Below are 17,219 nucleotides of genomic sequence, written 5' to 3'. Positions count from 1 at the left end.
CTGTGCCACGCTGGATCCCGTGGCTAGCACAGGCAGCCAGCTCATCGTCGCGGAAGGCAGGGGCGTGGAAGGCGGGTTCGTGCCGACACCTCGACGGAGCCGGGCACGGTGAAGAACCGCCAGACGGACGGCGGAGTCCCCGACCTCGCGTCCGTACTCGCCGCACTCGACGACAAGTGCGAGGGCCCCGAGGGCGACGCCAAGCAACGGCAGACCCGCGCGCACCGCCGCGGAATCCTCACCCTGGTCATGATCGTCGTGCTCGTCGGCGGGGTGATCCAGCTGCTCACGTCCACGCCGGAGGCGCCGAGGACCGCCAGTGGCGGCAGCCGCGCCAGCATCGTGTTCAGCAACGCAGGCACCGGAACGTGCCTCAGCTGGCCCCCCGACGCACCCGACAAGCCGTCGTTCGTGCAGTGCCGTTCAGACCACATGTTCGAAGTCGCCAAACCCGTCGACATGAACGGCTTCGGGGAGCCGTGCCAGCTCGCCGTGCGCGAATACCTGGGAACCCACTACGACCCGAACAGCCGGTTCACCATCAGCGTCCTCTGGGCGGGTGACGCGGACGGGACCAATACCGGCAGCCGCAACCTGCTGTGCGGACTCCAGTTGCTCGGCCAAGAGGGCAAGCCGGTGCCCTTCAAGGGCCGCATCGTCGACCTGGACCAGTCGAAGGTCTGGGCGCCCGGCACCTGCCTCGGCCTCGATTCGTCGAACCGCTCGACCGACATCCCCGTCGACTGCTCCACACCGCACGGCCTCGAGGTCACCGGCTCGGTCAGCCTGGCCGAGCGGTTCACGGGGAGCCTGCCGTCCGACGCCGAGCAGCGGTCGTTCATCACCGAGGCCTGCACCCGCACGGCCGACGCCTACCTGGCGCCGGCCAGGCTGAGCACGTCCGGGCTGTCCCTCGGTGTCGAGCCGGTGTCCGCCGTCAGTTGGGCGGCAGGCAGCAAGCAGGTGTCCTGCGGCATCGGCAAGCCCGCCGAACAGGGCTGGACGCCCCGGTCGGGAAGCGTGCGAACGTCGTCGCCGGCGGATCTGCCTCCCCCACCGGCACCGTCGCCGACACCACTACCGCCGCCTCCGCCCAGCGCGTTGGCGCCCGCGCCTCCGCCGGTCTACGAAGAGCCCCTGATTCCGATCGGGCCGCTGCCGACCGAGACCCCGCCACCCGCGCCGACGAGCACAGCCGCACCACCCACCGAGACTCCTGCCCCGACCACCGAGGCTCCGACGACCGAGGCCCCGCCGACGACGACGGGGACGGCGCCTCCGCTGGGACCCCCGCCGGGACCTGCGACGCCGCCGAGCGAGACCAGCACGGCCGCGCCACCCGGAATCCTCGAGATTCCCGGCCTGCCGCCGATCACGCTGCCCGGCTACGTCCCGCCGGAACCCGCGCCTGCGCCTGCGGCCTAACGCACGGCCGCTGCGGAGCGGATGCGGCCCAACCCGACCAGCGTCACCAGGGTGACCACCAGCAGGACGGTCGTCCCCGCAGCAGCCTGGAACGCCTGCCCACGGTCGGTGAGCGCAAAGATGGTGATGGGCAACGTCTTCCACGTGGCCGGATACACCATCACCGTGACGCCGAGTTCACCCATCGACAACGCGACGGCGAGGCCCGCAGCGGCACCCAGCGACGGGAGCAACATGGGCAGAGTCACCCGCGTCAGCACCCGGAATGGGCTGGCCCCAAGGGATTCCGCCGCCAGCCGGTAGGCCGGATCGAGTCGGTCCAGCGCGGCCGAGACCGCGCTGAAGGAGAAGGCGAGCACCAGCACGGCATGGCCGAGCATCACGATCCACCGCGTTCCGCCGAGTAGCAGTGGCGGCGAGTTGAAGGCGATCAGCAGGCCGAGCCCCAGCGCCACCGACGGCACCGCGATCGGCAGGTGGAACACCGCGTCGACGATCCGGCTCAGCCACCGCGGCGATTCCCGCGCCGCGAGCGCGGCCCACGCACCGAGTACCAACGCCAAACCGCCTGCGACGAAGGCGGTCTGCAGGCTGACCGACAGGCTGGCCAGGTTCTCCCCGGACAGCGCGCCGCCGAGGTGAGCGAGGCCCAGGTCGGATGGAAGCGCACCGGTCCACGACCCCGCCAACCCGGCGAGCACCACCGTCGACAGTGGCGCGACGAAGACGACGGCCACGACGGCCGCGAAGACGCCGAGCAGGACGGCTCTACTTCGCCTGGTCCACAACAACATCGGTGTCCGTCCCTTCCCGTCGTGTCGTCACGCGGGCGAAGACGACACGGTAGACGGTGTAGAGCGCCAGCGACAGCGCGATCTGCACGGTTGCGATCACCGCCGCTCCCGGGAGGTCGAACGACACGATCCCCCTGGTGTAGATCAGCACCGGCAGCGTCGTGACGCCCTTGGCGCCGGTGAACAGCACGATGCCGAACTCGTTGAGCGTCAACAGCAGAACGAGACTGCCTCCGGCCATCAGCGCGGGCCACGCCTCGGGCATCACCACCGAGCGCAGCACCCGAAGGGGTGACGCGCCGAGGCTGGCCGCGACGTCGAGCTGCGCCCTTGGCATCGTCGAAAACGACGCCAACAGCGGGCGGACGACGAACGGCGTGAAGAACGTGATCTCCGCGGCGATCACGCCCGCCGGCGTGTACAGGAAGTCGAGGACGGGCGCCTGATCGCCCGTGACGCCGGCGATTGCGGCGTTGACCGCGCCCGCGGTGCCGTAGAGGAAGGTGAAGGCCAGCGTGACCAGGAACGACGGCAGCGCCAGCACGGTGTCGATCAGACGACCGACGAGGCGGCTGCCGGGAAACGGCACGAAGGCAAGCACGACGGCCAGGAACGTGCCGAGCACCAGGCAGCCGAGCGTGGAGGTGGCCGCGACGGCGACGGTCCGCCACAGCGCGTCGCGGAACACTTCGGACGAGAGCACGCTCAGCCAACTACTCTGAGTCCCAACGCCCTTCACCGACTCCAAGCACACCCGAATCAGGGGGTACACCGCGGCGAGCAGCACGATCGCCACCGGCGGAACGGCCCACCACACGGCCGCCGACCTCGGCGCGGCCGGTCGGACCGGGGCCTCCGGCGTCGACTCGAGGACGGCCGTCACGGGCACTGCACCAGCACGCCGGCGGGCTCGGGGAACCGCAGACCGATCTCGGCCCCGACGTCATACGTCGTCGCACCCGGCACGTCGACCTCGACCACCTGGTCGGGCAGGCCGTGGACCGACACGGTCAGGCGGGTGGTGGCACCTCGCCACACCGCGGCGTTCACCTTGGCGCGCAGCGCGTCTCGATCGCCGAGGCCGACGACCTTGACGGCGTGGGGGCGAATGCACAGCAGCGCCTTGGACTGTGGAGCCCAGTCCGCCCTGCCGACGGCGGGTTGGGGTGCCTCCGCGCCGACCGTCTTGTGCGCGAAGGTCACCAGTGCCGACGTGCCGATGACCCGCCCCACTGTGCAGGGAATCAGGTTGGCGCCACCGAGGAAGGCGGCCGTGAAACTGGTCGGTGGTCGCTTCCAGAGACTTTCGGCGGTGCCGACGTCCATCAGCCGCGCGTCCTTCATCACGACGATCCGGTCGGCCAGTGCCAGCGCCTCGCCCTGGTCGTGGGTCACGTAGAGCATCGCGGTGTCGGGCAGCGCCTCCTTGAGTCGCTGCAGTTCCGCGAGCATCGACTGGCGCAGCTGGGCGTCCAGCGCCGCAAGGGGTTCGTCGAGCAACAGCACGCTCGGCCGGATGGCCAGCGCCCTGGCAATCGCGATCCGCTGCTGCTGCCCGCCGGAAAGCTCACGGGGCAAACGCTTTCCGTAGGCGGCCATGCCGACCATGTCCAGGGCTTCGGCGACCCGGGACGCGACCTCGCCACGCGGGACCCGTCGCGACGTCAGACCGAACGCGACGTTGTCGTATACCCGCATGTGTGGAAACAGTGCGTAGGACTGCAGCACCACGCCGATGCCGCGCTTGGCAGGCGGCAGGTCGGTGACGTCGCGACCGGCGAGCCGGACCGCGCCGGTGGCTGGGCGGACGAACCCGGCGAGCGCGTTGAGCGCGGTGGACTTGCCAGACCCGCTGGGGCCGAGGAGCGCCACCGTCTCACCGACGGCCACCCGGAGGTTGAAGTCGACCAGCGCCGTCGTCGTCTTCTTACCGCGGCCGTAGGTCACGCCAACGCGGTCGAAGGTGATTGCGGGCGAATTGCTTTCGGCGATCGCCTCACGGCGAAGACCGATCCCCGCCGTCGTCTTCCCTACCCGGGTCTCGGCCATGATCAGCTACCGGTGGCCTTCTGATACGCGGCGACGTCGGCGTCGAGATCCTTGAGCACGGCGTTCCAGTCGGGCACCCACACGTCGACGCCCTTGAGCACCGCGGCCGGGGTGTTCGGTGCGGCAGCCCCCTGCGCCGACGAGACCAGCGAGCTCAGCACCGGGATGCCGAGCGCCTCGGGTGCGACGGTCTTCTGGACGTCTTCGGAGACCAGGAAGGCCAGCAGTTTCTTGGCCGAGTCGGCGTGGGGCGCACCCTTGGTGATGCCCGCGACGTAGGGCAGCGAGACGGTGGTCTTCGTACCGTCGGCGGCGGCCGGGAAGAAGACGGTGAACTTCGACCCGTCGTCCTTGATCGAGCCGAGGTTCATCTGCACGTCGCCGTTGGCGACCAGCAGCTCGCCGTTGCTGACCTTCGGCTGCAACTTGCCGGTCGACGACGACGGTCCCACGTTGTTGGCCTGCAGCTTGCCGAGGTAGTCCAGCGCCGCGGGCTTGCCCATCAGATGCTGCAGCAGGACGAGCACCGCCGTGCCGTCACCGGCCTGCCCCGGCGTCGAATACTGAAGCTTGCCCTTGTATTCGGGTGCCAACAGGTCGTTCCAGGTGGCGGGTTGCGGGTTCGCGCCGGGGTTGGCGATGAAGCTGAGCGCGTTGTCCACAACCGGAAGGTAGTGACCGTCCGGACCCACCTGGGCGGCCGGGATGCCGCTGACGTCGACGCCGCTCGGCTGCAGCAGACCCGACTGGTCGGCCTTCTGGATGAACGGTGGCAGCGTGACCAACAGGTCGGCCTGCGGGTTCGACTGTTCCTTCTCGACGCGCGAGACCACTTCGCCGGAGCCAGCTTCCACCAGGTTGACGTTGACGCCCGTGCTCTTGGTGAAGGCGTCGAATTGGGTCTTGTACCAGGTGGCCAGACCGTCGGCGCTGTACACCGTGATGGTCTCACCCGTTCCCGTACCGGAGGATCCGGTGCCGCCGCACGCCGTCAGGGTGACGGCGAGGGTTGCGGCGGTCAGAGCCGCCAGGGTCTTTCGAAGTGTCATCTCTGCGTCCTAGCGTTGGTGGTCGAGGATCAGGTCGGCGAACTCGGACACCGTCGGCACCACGTGGGTGGCTCCGGCGTCGTACAACTGCTTCTCGTCGTGGGCGCCCGTGAGAGTGCCTGCGGCGATGGCACATCCGGCGCGCAGCGCACTGGTGACGTCACTGGTGGTGTCACCGAGTGCGGCGACGTCACCGACGCCGTCGACGCCCAGCCGCATCAGGGCGGTCAGGATGAGATCCGGGTAGGGGCGGCCGCGCACTCCGGCGCCGGGGGCCAGCACCAGGTCGACGGCTGACTCCCAGCCAAGCGCGGCCAGCAGCTTCTGCTGGGTGGGTCCGCTGAAGCCCGTCGTCAGCGCCACCTTCACTCCGGCGTCGCGAAGGCGCGCGATCGCCTCGCCAGCGCCGTCGACCGCCCTGGCCTGGCCGTCGTCGATCGCCGCCGCGTAGGCGCTCTCGAAGGCGGCATTGGCCCGCTGGGCGAGGTCCTCGGTGCCGAACAGGGCACGGAACACGACGATCTTGGACTGTCCCATCGTGTCGAGCACGTACTGGCGAGCATGCTCGCGGTCGGCCCCTTCGGTGGGCAGGCCCGCGGCCGTGGCGGCAGCCTCGAACGAACTGATCACCAGGCCGTCGTCGGCGACCGTCGTTCCTGCCATGTCGAGCACGGCGAGTTGAATCATGCTTGGCTCCTTCACAGTTCGATCAGATCGGCGGTCTGCTCGGCGATCGCAGGCCCCAGCGTCATGCCCCGACCGCCGGGCCCGGTGATCACCCAGACGCCGTCGGCCGCCTGGGTGCGCAGCACCAGTTGCCCGGGGTCGACGCATTGGCTGTACACGCCCGCCCATCGGCGCCGGACGGTCGGCAACGGTCGGCCGAGGAACTCCTCGACGCGCGCGGCGAGGTAGTCATACGGTGCGTCGTCGACGTCGAAGGAGAACGGCTCGTCGTATTCGTGGGTGTCGCCGATCGTCAGCCCACCGTGCAGACGCTGGACGCACAGCAGTTGCATGCGCCCCTCGGCCGCGACCGCATGCTGAGGTTCGTTGTCCCGCAACCCGTCGAGCGCAGTTCCCGCGAAGCCCGGGTAGTAGCGGAAGCTGTCACCGTCGGCGATGGCCGTGGTGAGCGGTTCGTCGAGTGGGTCGGTCTGCATCATCTGCAACCGCACGCGGCGGACCGGCAGGTCCCCCGCGATCTCGCGGGTCAGGCCGCCGTGCGCGGCGCCGGGGCACACCAGAACCAGGTCGGCGTCGTGGAGCCTGCCGCGGTCGTCGCGGACGGTGGTGCCGTCGACCGAGCGCGCCTCGGTCCCCGACAGGAAGTCGTAACGACCGGTGCTGCACAGATGTTCACGGATGGCGGGCATCGCCTGGCGTGACTCCACCGCGGCGTCGCGCGAGCAGTGCAGAGCGGCCAAGAACTGGCCCCGCAGCGCCGGATTCAGCGCACGGGCTCGATCCGGTTCGAGTAGCTCGAAGCCCCGCGCCTCGGCGTCGGCACGTTCGACGGCCTGTTCGGCGACCGCGATCTCACGCGGTGTGCGCAGCAGGGTCAACGAGCCGGCGGGCCGGAACCCGACGCCGGGGATCGTGGTCCCGATCCGTTCCCACAGTTCGCGCGACCGCAGGGCGGCGACGAGTTCGTGGCTGGCCCGGCCGGACACCCAGACCAGGCCGAAGTTGCGGACGGTCGCGCCGCGGGCCTCCGGCTCGCGCTCGAGCTGGGTGACGTGATGACCGCGCCGAACCGCCTCGAGGGCGTGGGCGGTTCCGAGGATTCCGCCGCCAATGATCGTGACGCGCATGGTGGTTGACCTTCCAGACTCGGGAATACGGGCTGCCGACGCTCCGGTGATGGGAGCCGGAACGGCAGATGAACAATTGGTATAGACCAATCGAGGGTATGCTGCAACCGTGGACGCGATCACCGAAACCGCCCGCCTCCTGTCGTCCCTGCGTGACGTGTGGGACGAGGACGCGGTCGACGAACTGGACCACGCCCTGCAGTCGGCGGCCCGTGCCGTCGACGACGGCGCCGACGACGAACTGGTGCTCGCCGCCGCGCTGCACGACATCGCGCACAGTCCGTTGTTCGACGCGGCGGCGGCCGTACGACACGACCAGACGGCCCGGGAGTGGCTGACACCGCGGTTCGGCGAGCGGGTCGGCTGGCTGGCCGGCCAGCATGTCGCCGCCAAGCGGTACCTGGCGGCAACCGACCCCGGCTACGGCGCGGCGCTGAGCCCGACGTCGGTGGCGTCACTTCGGGCCCAGGGCGGTGCCGAGGTCGAACCCGCTCTCGTCGCCCACGAGTGGTGGGCCGACGCGCTGCGGCTGCGGCGCTACGACGACGCCGCCAAGGACCCCAACGCCGGCGCGACCGTTACGATCGACGACGTGCTCGCGGTCGCCGAACGCGTTGCCCGCCAGAGGGAGTCGCCATGAGCAAGCCGTATGCGATCCGCACGGCCCTCGACGAGATTCTCGACGACCTCGTCGAGGGCGACGCCTTTCCTCCCGAGCGGGAGCTGGCCGCACGCTTCGGAGTCGCCCGCGAGACCGTGCGGCAGGCGTTGCACGAACTGCTCGTCGAGGGCCGCATCGAACGCCGCGGCCGCGGCACGGTGGTGTCGAAACCGAAACTGGTGCAGCCCCTTTCAATCAGGTCTTACACCGAGGGCGCCCTGAAGATGGGGCGCAAACCGGGCCGGCTGCTGATCACCTGGGAGGACGTCGAGGCAACCCCCGATCTCACCGTCGCCCTCGACGTCACCGACGGTGCGGCGGTGATGCACCTCGAGCGCGTCCTCCTGGCAGACGGGCAACGCATCGGACTGGAGAGCACCTACCTGCCGAAGCATCGCTTCGGGACGTTCACCGAGACCTTCGACCCGACCACCTCGCTCTACGCCGCGATCCGCGCCACCGGAGTCGAATTCGGTTCCGCGGTGGAACGAGTCGAGACCGTCCTGGCGTCCCCGCGCGAGGCCGGACTGCTGGAGTCGACGACGGCCATGCCGATGCTGCGGCTGCACCGTCGCTCGGTGGACACCGACGGCCGACCGATCGAAGTGGTCCGCTCGCTGTACCGCGGTGACCGGGTCGCGTTCGAAGCCCTGCTCGACGATCGCGATTAGGCGCGCCGGGACCGTCCGATAAGTAGTGTCGGTCGCGTGGCCGACTTTCATCCCGAGCTGAAGCGCTCCGCCCGGTTGATCCCCCGCAGCATGATAACCCCCAACTCGTTGCCGGTGTTCCGCGTGGCCGCACGCCTGATGGACCGGCGAACGCCGCCCGACGTCGAGGTGCTGACGCTGGCATCCGGTGTCCGGGTTCGGCTGCATCGAGCACCCGACGCTCAGGTGAAAGGCCCTGCGCTGCTGTGGATTCACGGCGGTGGCTACGTCATCGGCAGCGCCGCCCAGGACGACGATCTGTGCCGCCGGTTCTCCCGTGAGCTGGGGGTCACCGTCGCGGCAGTGGACTACCGGCTGGCGCCGGAGCACCCGTATCCGACCCCGCTCGAGGACTGCTACGGCGCGCTGCGCTGGCTCGCCGACCTGCCGGACGTCGACCCCGCACGCGTCGCCGTCGCCGGCGCCAGTGCCGGCGGCGGACTCGCCGCCGCGTTGGCGCTGCTGGCCCGTGACCGGGGTGAGGTGAGCCTGGCGGCGCAACTGCTGGTGTACCCGATGGTCGACGACCGCTCGGCGACACAGGAGGGTCTCGACGACCACCACCATCGGTTGTGGACGCAGAAGTCCAACGTCTACGGCTGGGCCAGCTACCTGGGCGACGCCGACCCGAACGTCGCCGTGCCCGCACGCAATCCCGATCTCGGCGGGCTGCCGCCGGCGTGGATCGGGGTCGGCACCAACGACCTGTTCCATCAGGAGGATCTCGCCTACGCCGAACGCCTCACCTCAGCCGGTGTGCCGTGCGACGTCGAAGTCGTCCCTGGCGCCTTTCACGGATTCGACGGCGTCGTCCCGAAAGCCCGCGTGTCACTAGGCTTCTTCGCCAGCCAGGTCACCTGGTTGCGCCGACACCTCACGCAGACGGAATCGGCCCCGTCCTGAAACCGTCGCCACCGAGCGTGGTGCTCCGTCGCGCCGCGTTCTGCTCATGGGGCTGGCCAAGCGGGATGGCGCTGGCCCGGTCCAGCCGGTCGTAGATCTCCGCACCGAGGTCGACGTCGAGCGCGGCCAGGTAGTCGTCGAGCTGGTCCACCGTCCGCGGGCCGATCACCGGCACCACGCCCGTCGGTGACCGCCTGGCGCGTTCCAGCAGCCAGGCGACGGCCACCCTCGCAGGCGGCACCCCGAGCTCGCCCGCGGCGTCGAGCACGGCGTCCACCGTCGCGGCGTTCACCGGCTCGTCCTCGGCGTGTACCAACCGATTCCACTCGGTCAGCCTGCCCGCACTGCTACTGCGGTACTTCCCGGTGAGCAATCCGCCGCCCAGCGGGGACCACAGCGCGGCGCCGAGGCCGAGCGCCTCGGCCATCGGGAGGTTGTCGCGGTCGCCGCTGCGCTCGACGAGGCTGTACTCGAACTGCACCGCCGAGATGGGCGTCCACCCCCGGACGTCGGCCAGGGTCACCCCGCGGGCCGTCATCCACGCCGGGAAGTTCGACAGGCCGGCGTAGAGGATCTTGCCGGCGCTGGCGAGGTCGTCGAATGCCCGGACGATCTCCTCGACCGGGGTGACGAAGTCCGGAAAGTGCACGTAGAGCAGGTCGAGATAGTCAGTGCCGAGGCGGCGCAGACTGTCCTCGACCGAACGGAACATCGCCCGCCGGCCGTTGCCGGTCTGCAGTACGCCGCTACCGTCCGGCGTCGCGCCGCCGATGGCGAACTTCGTGGCGATGGTGAACCGCTCTCGGCGCCCCGCCAGGATGCGTCCGAGATTCTCCTCCGACTCGCCGACCTGATAGCTCGCCGCCGTGTCGATCGCCGTACCGCCGGCGTCGGCGAATCGGTCGACCAGCGCGCGGGACGTCTCGGCGTCGGCGCCGTACCCCCAGCGCGTCCCGAAGTTTCCCGCGCCGAGGGCGAGGGCGGACACGCGCAGGCCGTTGTTGCGGCCGAAGGTGAAGTGCTCCATGCCCACATCCAAGACCAGTCGGGCTGAGTTTATTTCCAAATACTCAGATCCCTTGCCACTATCCCTTCAGGAAGGCCAGCAGGTCGGCGTTGATCACGTCGGCGTGCGTGGTGGGCATGCCGTGCGGGAAGTTGTCGCGGTAGGTCTTGAGCGTGCCGTTGACCAACAGTTCGGCGGACTTCGGCCCGGCGGCCACGTACGGCACGATCTGGTCGTCGACGCTGTGCATCACCAGGGTGGGCACGGTGATCTTCTTGAGGTCCTCGGTGAAGTCGGTCTGCGAGAACGCGACGATGCCGTCGTAGTGCGACAGCGCGTCACCCATCATCCCTTGGCGCCACCAGTTCTCGATGATCGCCTCAGACGATTCCACGCCCGGCTTGTCGAAGTTGTAGAACGGCCCCGACGGCAGTGCCCGGTAGAACTCCGACCGGTTCGCCGCCAGCTGGGCCTGCAAACCGTCGAACACGCTCTTGGGCAGGCCTTCTGGATTGGCCTCGGTCTGCACCATCAACGGCGGCACCGCACTGATCAGCACGGCCTTGGCCGCCCGACTCTCGCCGTGGCGGGCGAGATAGCGGACCACCTCACCGCCGCCGGTGGAGTGCCCGACGTGGATGGCGTCGTGCAGGTCGAGGTGCTCGATCACGACGGCGAGGTCGTCGGCGTAGTGGTCCAGGTCGTGCCCGCCCGGGGTCTGGGTGGAGCGACCGTGGCCCCGCCGGTCGGCCGCGACCACGCGGTAGCCCTGGGCCAGGAAGAACAGCATCTGGTTGTCCCAGTCGTCCGAGGACAACGGCCAGCCGTGGCTGAAGACGATCGGTTGCCCGGTGCCCCAGTCCTTGTAGAAGATGTCGGTGCCGTCAGGTGTGGTGACGAAAGCCATTGCAGTGCCTCTCAGTTAGGCGATTTGTGGAGTTTTGGGAGCGCTGACCGCTCCTCAAACTCCACAAATCGCCGGGGGGACTAGCGGGGGTCGACTGGGTTCACGCGTCCGACGACCAGCGGGTCGGCCGGGGTGAAGGGGAACGTCGGGAGATCGTCGAGGTGGGTGTTGAACGTGGCGGCGAGCACCTCGCGCGAGTACGCGCTGGCGGAGGCCTTGTAGCCGATGTCGGCGGGGAACGGCTGGTCGAAGAAGATGAGGAAGTGCCAATCATCCTGGCCGATGTTCTCGATGTGGTGCGGGTAGGCCCGCGGGATGAAGTACATGTCGCCGGTGGTCATGTTCCACGTGTCCAGTGTGCCATCGGGATTCATCACCGTCATGCGCGCGTCGCCGTGCTGGACGTAGCCCATCTCGGCGGTGATGGGATGCCAGTGGGGTTCGCGCATGCCGTCCTCGGTGACGCGCAGGGAGTACATCGAGATGTTCTTCAACGCCGGCCAGTACTGGTCGCGGGCGAAGCGGGCGCTGCCGCTGACGTAGTTGAGGCTGGGCGGCTGGGCTTCGACGTCGAACTTGTGGGGGTCACCGAAGTACGCACCGGCGGGCACCACCGGATCGCCGATGCGAGCGGCGAGCTTGTGATCGGTTGTGCTGCGGCGGATCTTGGCGAAGTCCGAGGACGGCAGGTTGTAGGTGTTGCCGAGCACGGCGTCGGAGAACGCGCCAAGGGTGGCGCCGAAGCCGAAGTCCTCGGGACGCTCGTTGCGGAAGGCGATGATGAACTCGGCGACGTCCTCGCCGATGTTCTCGATGTGGTGCAGCGAGCCGGATTCGGCGTGAAACATCTGTCCGGCGGTGACGACGAAGCTCGAGAACTTGCTGCCGTCGTCGAGGATGGACACCAGGGCGGTGCCCGAGACACAGTAGGTGAGTTCGTCGGCGTTGGCGTGCCAGTGCGGCGTGCGCATCGCACCCGGGTTCAGCAACACTCGCTTCATCGACAGACCCTTGAGGATGGGCAGGTTGTCGGCGGTGACCCGCCGCATCGAGCCCAGCTCGGACTCCTCGACGATCTCGCCGTCGAGCAGTGAGAGGGTGTGATTGCTGCGGTTGATCGACGTGGTCATGACTGCGCCTCCTCGGTATGCGGGTCGCCCAATCGGGCTATGCCACTTACCTTGGCCTACTTGGGGTGACGGCGTCGACGCCGCTGGCCGCAATCTCGACTACCGGCTAGCCCCCACCGATGGCGCGGGTCAGAACTGCAGCGCCCGGAATCGCCAGTCCAACACCTGCCGGTCGGGCTCACCTGTCGATACCCCCCGAGTCGCTGCGCTCCTGCCCCCGACGGCGTAGACGAGCGATCGCAGCGACAGCACCCCGCCGCGGCCAGCGGGCAGCGGGCGCACCGCCTCGACGTGGAGCTCGCTGTACAGCGTGTCGTCCTCGCGCACCGGCCCGGTGTGATCGCAGGAGTCCCACCCGAGAACCGTGACCAGGTTCGGCATCAGCCGAGTGGCCTGTGCCAGCGCCAAGCCGATGGTGTGCCCGCCGTAGACCAGCCGGTGGCCGTTGACGCGCCAATCATGATGCGTGGCAGCGATGTTGAGGCTCAACCGGGCGAGTTCCGGAGCGCTGCTGACGACGTCGCCGGTGCTCGTCAGCACCATGCCAGCCATCTCGGGGTCGAAGTGCGGGCCGGGCACCCGGGCACGGAAGGCGTCGGCGTCCCACTCGGCGGTCGGGTCGGTCGACGTCCCCGCGTCGGCCCCGATGGTCGAGAGATCGTCGGCGTGCCCGGTGTCCGGCGCCTCCGGGCTCAGCGGCAGCATCGCGCACCGGTAGAAGTCCAGCACCAGCCGGTCGGCCTGGTCGATGGTCGTCATCCGCAGCGCCGCCAGCCCGGTACGACCGCGGCCCGGCTTGGCCGAATTCTGTTTCAGGCCAACGACTTCTGTTCTGGTGTAGAGGGTGTCGCCGATGATGGGGTACCGGAAGTACGTCAGGCCGCGGTAGAAGAGGTTCGCCTTCACCCGCTGCGTCGCGAGGGTGCTCTGGCCGATCGCGACGTCGCTGACCATCGCGGGGTGGGCCAGCGGTGCCGTGGCCCCGGTGACCGCGCGCGTCAGCGCGGCGTCCAGTGGCATCCGCATCGGGTCCCCGAGGATCGACTGGTGCACGGCGGCGGTGCCCGGTGTCAGCGTCATCGACGGGGCTCGGTCGAACACCTGCCCGACCGCCAAGTCGTCGAAGAACGGGGCGGACGATATTTGGCCGGACAAAGTCACAGCGTCACATGCTGGCAGTGTCGCCATCAACGTGTCAATATGGCCGTACAAATGGAACTCAATGACGAAGAACTCATGCTGGTCGCCACGGTGCGCGCGTTCGTCGACCGCGACGTCAAACCGACCGTGCGCGACGTCGAGCACGCCAACACCTACCCCGAGGCGTGGATCGACCAGATGAAGCGCATCGGCATCTTCGGGCTGGCCGTGCCAGAGGCGTACGGCGGCACGCCGGTGTCGACGCGGTGCTACGTGCTGGTCACCCAGGAGTTGGCGCGCGGCTGGATGAGCCTGGCCGGCGCCATGGGCGGCCACACCGTCGTCGCCAAGCTCCTGGATCTCTTTGGTACCGACGAACAGAAGCAGCGATACCTGCCCGCCATGGCGACCGGCGAACTCCGCGCCACAATGGCACTCACCGAACCCGGCGGCGGCTCGGATCTGCAGGCGATGACCACGGTCGCCCGCGCCGACGGCGACGACCTGGTGGTCAACGGCGCGAAGACGTGGATCACCAACGCGCGGCGCTCGGGGCTGATCGCCCTGCTGTGCAAGACCGATCCACACGCCACCCCCAAGCACCGCGGCATGTCCATCGTGCTGGCCGAGCACGCCCCGGGGCTCGCGGTCTCCCGCGATCTGCCCAAGCTCGGCTACAAGGGCGTCGAGTCGTGCGAACTTTCGTTCGTCGACTACCGCGTGCCGTCGACCGCCGTCCTCGGCGGCATCCCTGGCAAGGGTTTCGGGCAGATGATGAAAGGCCTTGAGACCGGCCGCATTCAGGTCGCCTCCCGCGCGCTCGGCGTCGCGACCGCCGCCTTCGAGGACGCCCTGGCCTACGCGCAGGAGCGCGAGAGCTTCGGCGAGCCGATCTGGAAGCACCAGGCCATCGGCAACTACCTGGCCGACATGGCCACCAAGCTCACCGCCGCCCGCCAGCTGACCCTGCACGCCGCCGACCGCTACGACAGCGGCGCGCGGGCCGACATGGAGGCGGGCATGGCCAAGCTCTTCGCCTCGGAGACCGCGATGGAGATCGCCCTGAACGCGGTGCGGATCCACGGCGGCTACGGCTACTCCACCGAGTACGACGTCGAGCGCTACTTCCGCGACGCGCCGCTGATGATCGTCGGCGAGGGCACCAACGAGATTCAACGCAACGTGATCGCCGCCCAACTGGTGGCCCGCGGCGGGCTCTGACCGTGCGCGCCCCACCTGCGTATCAGACGCTGCGCCAAGCACTTCGGGACGAGATCGCCTCGGGCGTCTACGCCGACGGCGTCCGCCTGCCCACCGAGTCCGAGCTCGTCACCCGCCACGGCCTGTCCCGGCAGACCGTGCGGCGCGCGTTCCAGGACCTCGTCGCCGAGGGCGTGGTCTACCGGGTGCCGGGGCGGGGCACCTACGCCCACCAGGACGGGCACCGCTATCTGCGACAGCTGGGTTCCATCGAGGACCTGATGAGCCTGTCCGACGACACCACCATGGAGGTGCTCACCGGGCTACGGCGCCGCGTCGACGTCGAGGCGGCCAGCAGGCTGCGGCTCGACGACGACGTCGTCCACACCGTGGTGTTGCGTCGCCTGCACGGCACCGACCCCGGCGTCCCGTTCGTGCTCACGCGCGTGCACCTGCCGGAGTTCGTGGCCAGAACGGTGCTCGGTGCACCGGAGTTGGCCGACGACGCCGTCAGCACCAGCACCGTGATCGGGCTGACCGAACCACACCTGACGTCATCGATAACCGAAGCAGCACAGTCGATCACGGTGTCCACGGCCGACGACGAGGTGGCCGCGGCGGTGGGTTGCCCGCCGGGGCATCCGATGCTGAGGGTCGACCGGCTGTACTCCGACGCGTCGGGGACACCGGTGGAGTTGGCCGTCAGCCACTTCCTGCCGGAGCAATACACCTACCGGGTGACGCTGCGCCGAACCTCCGGCGATTTCGGCGCGTAAACGTTCGCCGAGCGAACGTTAGCGCGCCGAAATCACGTCAGCGGGAGTACTTTTCGATGAGGGTCTGCTTGTACAGTTTGCCGGTGTCGGTGCGGGGCAGCTGCGCCTCGAAGGAGATCGATCGCGGACACTTGTAGTGGGACAACCGGTCCCGCAGCCAGGCAAGCAGTTCCTCGGCGAACGCGTCGGTCGCTTCGGCTTGGTCGACGGTCTGCACCACGCCCTTGACCCGTTGGCCCATCTCCTCGTCGGGGATGCCGAACACCGCGGCGTCCATCACCTTGGGATGGGTCACCAACACGTTCTCCGCCTCCTGCGGATAGATGTTGACCCCGCCGGAGATGATCATGTGGTGCCGCCGGTCGGTCAGGTAGAGGTAGCCGTCCTCGTCGAGATATCCGATGTCCCCCACGGTCTTCCAGCCGTGCGAGTCGCGTGAGGACGCGGTCTTGGCCGGGTCGTTGAGGTACTCGAAGTCGGCGCCGCCCTCGAAGTAGATCTCGCCGGCCTCGCCAGCGGGCAACTCGTTGCCGTCCTCGTCGAGGATGTGCAGCGGAGTCATCATCGACCTGCCGACCGAGCCCGGGTGGGTCAGCCATTCCTCGGCGCTGATCAGCGTCGACCCGATGGCCTCCGATGACGCGTAGTACTCGTCGACGATCGGTCCCCACCAGTCGATCATCTGCTGCTTGATCTCCACCGGGCACGGGGCGGCGGCGTGCATGACGCGTTCCAGGCTGGAGACGTCGTAGGAGGTCCGCGTGGCCTCGGGCATCTTGAGCATGCGGGTGAACATCACGGGGACGAACTGGCCGTGCGTCACCCGGTACTTCTGGATCGCGTCGAGCGCTCCCTCGGGGCTGAACTTGTCCAGGATGACGGTCGTGATGCCGCCCGCCTGCGTCTGCATCGTCCAGACCGACGGGGCCGTGTGATAGAGCGGCGCCGGGCTGAGATAGACCGCGTCGGGCCGCATCCAGAAACCGACCAGCGCCGCCATCAAGCCGGGCACCTCGGCAGGCGACTGATGCGTCAACGCGCGCCTGATGCCCTTCGGCTGACCGGTCGTGCCGGAGGAGTACTGCAGCAGATCGCCCTCGATCTCGTCGTCGATGGGCGTAACCGGTTGGTCGGCAACGCATTCCGGGTAGCTCTGCCACCCGTCGAGCTCGCCGTCGGCGATGAGGCGGACCGCAGGCTGACCGTTGGGCAGCTCGGCCTTCAGCCCGGCCAGCAGCTCGCGCAGCCCACCCGACCCGACGATCGCCTTCGCGCTGGAGTTGTCGACGATGTAGGCGACCTCGGCGGCCGTGAGGTGGGTGTTGATCGGCACGTAGTAGAGCCCGGCGCGACGCGCGGCCCACATCACCGCGTGGAAGTGTTCGCTGTTCTCCATCAGCATCGCGACGGCGTCACCCTCGACGAGACCGGCCGACCGGAACAGGTGGGCGAGCTGGTTGGCCCTGGCCTCGAGCTCGCCAAAGGTCACAACCGTCCCCGACGGATGCATGATGATGGCCGGCTTGTCGGGGGTCGCTACGGCGGTGTCGCGGATCTGCATGACGTGACTCTACGACGACCCGACTTGACGGGTGTCAACTAGGGTCACCTACCCCCGCCACCAGACACAAAGGGCCCTGAATCCATGGGATTCA

17 protein-coding genes are annotated in these 17,219 nt (G+C 68.9%); 6 read left to right on the top strand and 11 right to left on the bottom strand.

Annotated features, from left to right (window positions below):
- The first annotated feature begins 108 nt into the window (after positions 1-108).
- On the top strand, positions 109-1,425 hold the full coding sequence (locus ASD37_RS25030) for a septum formation family protein (protein WP_056557977.1): 1,317 nt from the start codon (positions 109-111) through the stop codon (positions 1,423-1,425).
- On the opposite strand, the gene ASD37_RS25025 is transcribed toward ASD37_RS25030, so the two are convergent.
- Genes ASD37_RS25025 through ASD37_RS25000 form a run of 6 tightly spaced genes read right to left on the bottom strand, consistent with a single transcriptional unit; the run spans position 1,422 to position 7,131 of the window.
- On the bottom strand, positions 1,422-2,219 hold the full coding sequence (locus ASD37_RS25025; protein WP_056557975.1) for an ABC transporter permease: 798 nt from the start codon (positions 2,217-2,219) through the stop codon (positions 1,422-1,424). The genes ASD37_RS25030 and ASD37_RS25025 overlap by 4 nt on opposite strands.
- Entirely contained in the window at positions 2,194-3,102 is a 909-nt protein-coding gene (locus tag ASD37_RS25020) for a 2-aminoethylphosphonate ABC transporter permease subunit (RefSeq protein WP_056558317.1), read from the bottom strand. Before ASD37_RS25020 ends, ASD37_RS25025 begins: the two co-directional genes overlap by 26 nt.
- Positions 3,099-4,268 (bottom strand): ABC transporter ATP-binding protein, encoded by a 1,170-nt coding sequence (locus ASD37_RS25015; RefSeq protein ID WP_056557973.1) that lies wholly within the window; start codon positions 4,266-4,268, stop codon positions 3,099-3,101. The genes ASD37_RS25020 and ASD37_RS25015 overlap by 4 nt, the downstream gene beginning before the upstream one ends.
- 2 nt (positions 4,269-4,270) lie before the next feature.
- Positions 4,271-5,317, bottom strand: a complete 1,047-nt coding sequence (locus tag ASD37_RS25010) for a 2-aminoethylphosphonate ABC transporter substrate-binding protein (protein ID WP_056557971.1) — start codon at positions 5,315-5,317, stop codon at positions 4,271-4,273.
- 9 nt (positions 5,318-5,326) lie between these two features.
- On the bottom strand, positions 5,327-6,004 hold the full coding sequence (locus ASD37_RS25005) for a phosphonatase-like hydrolase (protein ID WP_056558314.1): 678 nt from the start codon (positions 6,002-6,004) through the stop codon (positions 5,327-5,329).
- Positions 6,005-6,015: 11 nt separating this feature from the next.
- Complete coding sequence (locus ASD37_RS25000; protein ID WP_056557969.1) at positions 6,016-7,131, bottom strand: TIGR03364 family FAD-dependent oxidoreductase; 1,116 nt, start codon at positions 7,129-7,131, stop codon at positions 6,016-6,018.
- Positions 7,132-7,240: 109 nt separating this feature from the next.
- Here ASD37_RS25000 and ASD37_RS24995 point away from each other — a divergent pair, with 109 nt between their 5' ends.
- The 3 genes from ASD37_RS24995 to ASD37_RS24985 all read left to right on the top strand — a co-directional run bounded on the left by ASD37_RS24995 (position 7,241) and on the right by ASD37_RS24985 (position 9,405).
- Positions 7,241-7,771, top strand: a complete 531-nt coding sequence (locus tag ASD37_RS24995; RefSeq protein WP_056557967.1) for a hypothetical protein — start codon at positions 7,241-7,243, stop codon at positions 7,769-7,771.
- A complete protein-coding gene (locus ASD37_RS24990) occupies positions 7,768-8,463 on the top strand; it encodes a GntR family transcriptional regulator (RefSeq protein ID WP_056557965.1) in 696 nt (231 codons plus the stop codon). The genes ASD37_RS24995 and ASD37_RS24990 overlap by 4 nt, the downstream gene beginning before the upstream one ends.
- Positions 8,464-8,553: 90 nt before the next feature.
- A complete protein-coding gene (locus tag ASD37_RS24985; protein ID WP_056558311.1) occupies positions 8,554-9,405 on the top strand; it encodes an alpha/beta hydrolase in 852 nt (283 codons plus the stop codon).
- Here the strand turns inward: ASD37_RS24985 and ASD37_RS24980 are convergent.
- From ASD37_RS24980 to ASD37_RS24965, 4 genes are all read right to left on the bottom strand, one after another.
- Positions 9,377-10,432 (bottom strand): aldo/keto reductase, encoded by a 1,056-nt coding sequence (locus ASD37_RS24980; RefSeq protein WP_056557963.1) that lies wholly within the window; start codon positions 10,430-10,432, stop codon positions 9,377-9,379. The two genes, ASD37_RS24985 and ASD37_RS24980, sit on opposite strands and share 29 nt — an antisense overlap.
- A gap of 58 nt (positions 10,433-10,490) precedes the next feature.
- Positions 10,491-11,318, bottom strand: coding sequence for an alpha/beta fold hydrolase (locus ASD37_RS24975; RefSeq protein ID WP_056557961.1), 828 nt, complete (start codon positions 11,316-11,318; stop codon positions 10,491-10,493).
- Positions 11,319-11,398: 80 nt separating this feature from the next.
- Entirely contained in the window at positions 11,399-12,448 is a 1,050-nt protein-coding gene (locus ASD37_RS24970) for a cupin domain-containing protein (RefSeq protein ID WP_056557959.1), read from the bottom strand.
- Between the two features lie 129 nt (positions 12,449-12,577).
- The gene (locus ASD37_RS24965) at positions 12,578-13,636 is read right to left on the bottom strand and encodes a MaoC family dehydratase (RefSeq protein WP_056557957.1); all 1,059 of its coding nucleotides are present in this window, start codon (positions 13,634-13,636) and stop codon (positions 12,578-12,580) included.
- Between the two features lie 24 nt (positions 13,637-13,660).
- On the opposite strand from ASD37_RS24965, the gene ASD37_RS24960 reads away from it, so the two are divergent.
- Both ASD37_RS24960 and ASD37_RS24955 read left to right on the top strand, forming a co-directional pair.
- Entirely contained in the window at positions 13,661-14,809 is a 1,149-nt protein-coding gene (locus ASD37_RS24960; protein WP_056557955.1) for an acyl-CoA dehydrogenase family protein, read from the top strand.
- 2 nt (positions 14,810-14,811) lie between these two features.
- Entirely contained in the window at positions 14,812-15,564 is a 753-nt protein-coding gene (locus ASD37_RS24955) for a GntR family transcriptional regulator (RefSeq protein ID WP_056557953.1), read from the top strand.
- A 37-nt stretch (positions 15,565-15,601) separates the two neighbouring features.
- Here the strand turns inward: ASD37_RS24955 and fadD4 are convergent, their stop codons facing one another.
- Positions 15,602-17,125 (bottom strand): fatty-acid--CoA ligase FadD4, encoded by a 1,524-nt coding sequence (fadD4, locus tag ASD37_RS24950; protein ID WP_056557951.1) that lies wholly within the window; start codon positions 17,123-17,125, stop codon positions 15,602-15,604.
- Positions 17,126-17,219 lie beyond the last annotated feature (94 nt).

Origin of the sequence: Mycobacterium sp. Root135, assembly GCF_001426545.1 — a bacterium.
In the GTDB taxonomy this organism is placed as follows: domain Bacteria; phylum Actinomycetota; class Actinomycetes; order Mycobacteriales; family Mycobacteriaceae; genus Mycobacterium.
The sequence above is the reverse complement of the archived record's forward strand: the minus strand, read 5'-3'. Positions and strand labels throughout refer to the sequence as shown.

Coding starts and splice junctions, on each gene's coding strand:
- ASD37_RS25025 (WP_056557975.1), bottom strand. CDS start 2,219: ATGTTGTTGTGGACCAGGCGAAGTAGAGCCGTCCTGCTCGGCGTCTTC.
- ASD37_RS25015 (WP_056557973.1), bottom strand. CDS start 4,268: ATGGCCGAGACCCGGGTAGGGAAGACGACGGCGGGGATCGGTCTTCGC.
- ASD37_RS25010 (WP_056557971.1), bottom strand. CDS start 5,317: ATGACACTTCGAAAGACCCTGGCGGCTCTGACCGCCGCAACCCTCGCC.
- ASD37_RS25005 (WP_056558314.1), bottom strand. CDS start 6,004: ATGATTCAACTCGCCGTGCTCGACATGGCAGGAACGACGGTCGCCGAC.
- ASD37_RS25000 (WP_056557969.1), bottom strand. CDS start 7,131: ATGCGCGTCACGATCATTGGCGGCGGAATCCTCGGAACCGCCCACGCC.
- ASD37_RS24990 (WP_056557965.1), top strand. CDS start 7,768: ATGAGCAAGCCGTATGCGATCCGCACGGCCCTCGACGAGATTCTCGAC.
- ASD37_RS24985 (WP_056558311.1), top strand. CDS start 8,554: ATGATAACCCCCAACTCGTTGCCGGTGTTCCGCGTGGCCGCACGCCTG.
- ASD37_RS24980 (WP_056557963.1), bottom strand. CDS start 10,432: ATGGAGCACTTCACCTTCGGCCGCAACAACGGCCTGCGCGTGTCCGCC.
- ASD37_RS24975 (WP_056557961.1), bottom strand. CDS start 11,318: ATGGCTTTCGTCACCACACCTGACGGCACCGACATCTTCTACAAGGAC.
- ASD37_RS24970 (WP_056557959.1), bottom strand. CDS start 12,448: ATGACCACGTCGATCAACCGCAGCAATCACACCCTCTCACTGCTCGAC.
- ASD37_RS24965 (WP_056557957.1), bottom strand. CDS start 13,636: ATGGCGACACTGCCAGCATGTGACGCTGTGACTTTGTCCGGCCAAATA.
- ASD37_RS24960 (WP_056557955.1), top strand. CDS start 13,661: ATGGAACTCAATGACGAAGAACTCATGCTGGTCGCCACGGTGCGCGCG.
- fadD4 (WP_056557951.1), bottom strand. CDS start 17,125: ATGCAGATCCGCGACACCGCCGTAGCGACCCCCGACAAGCCGGCCATC.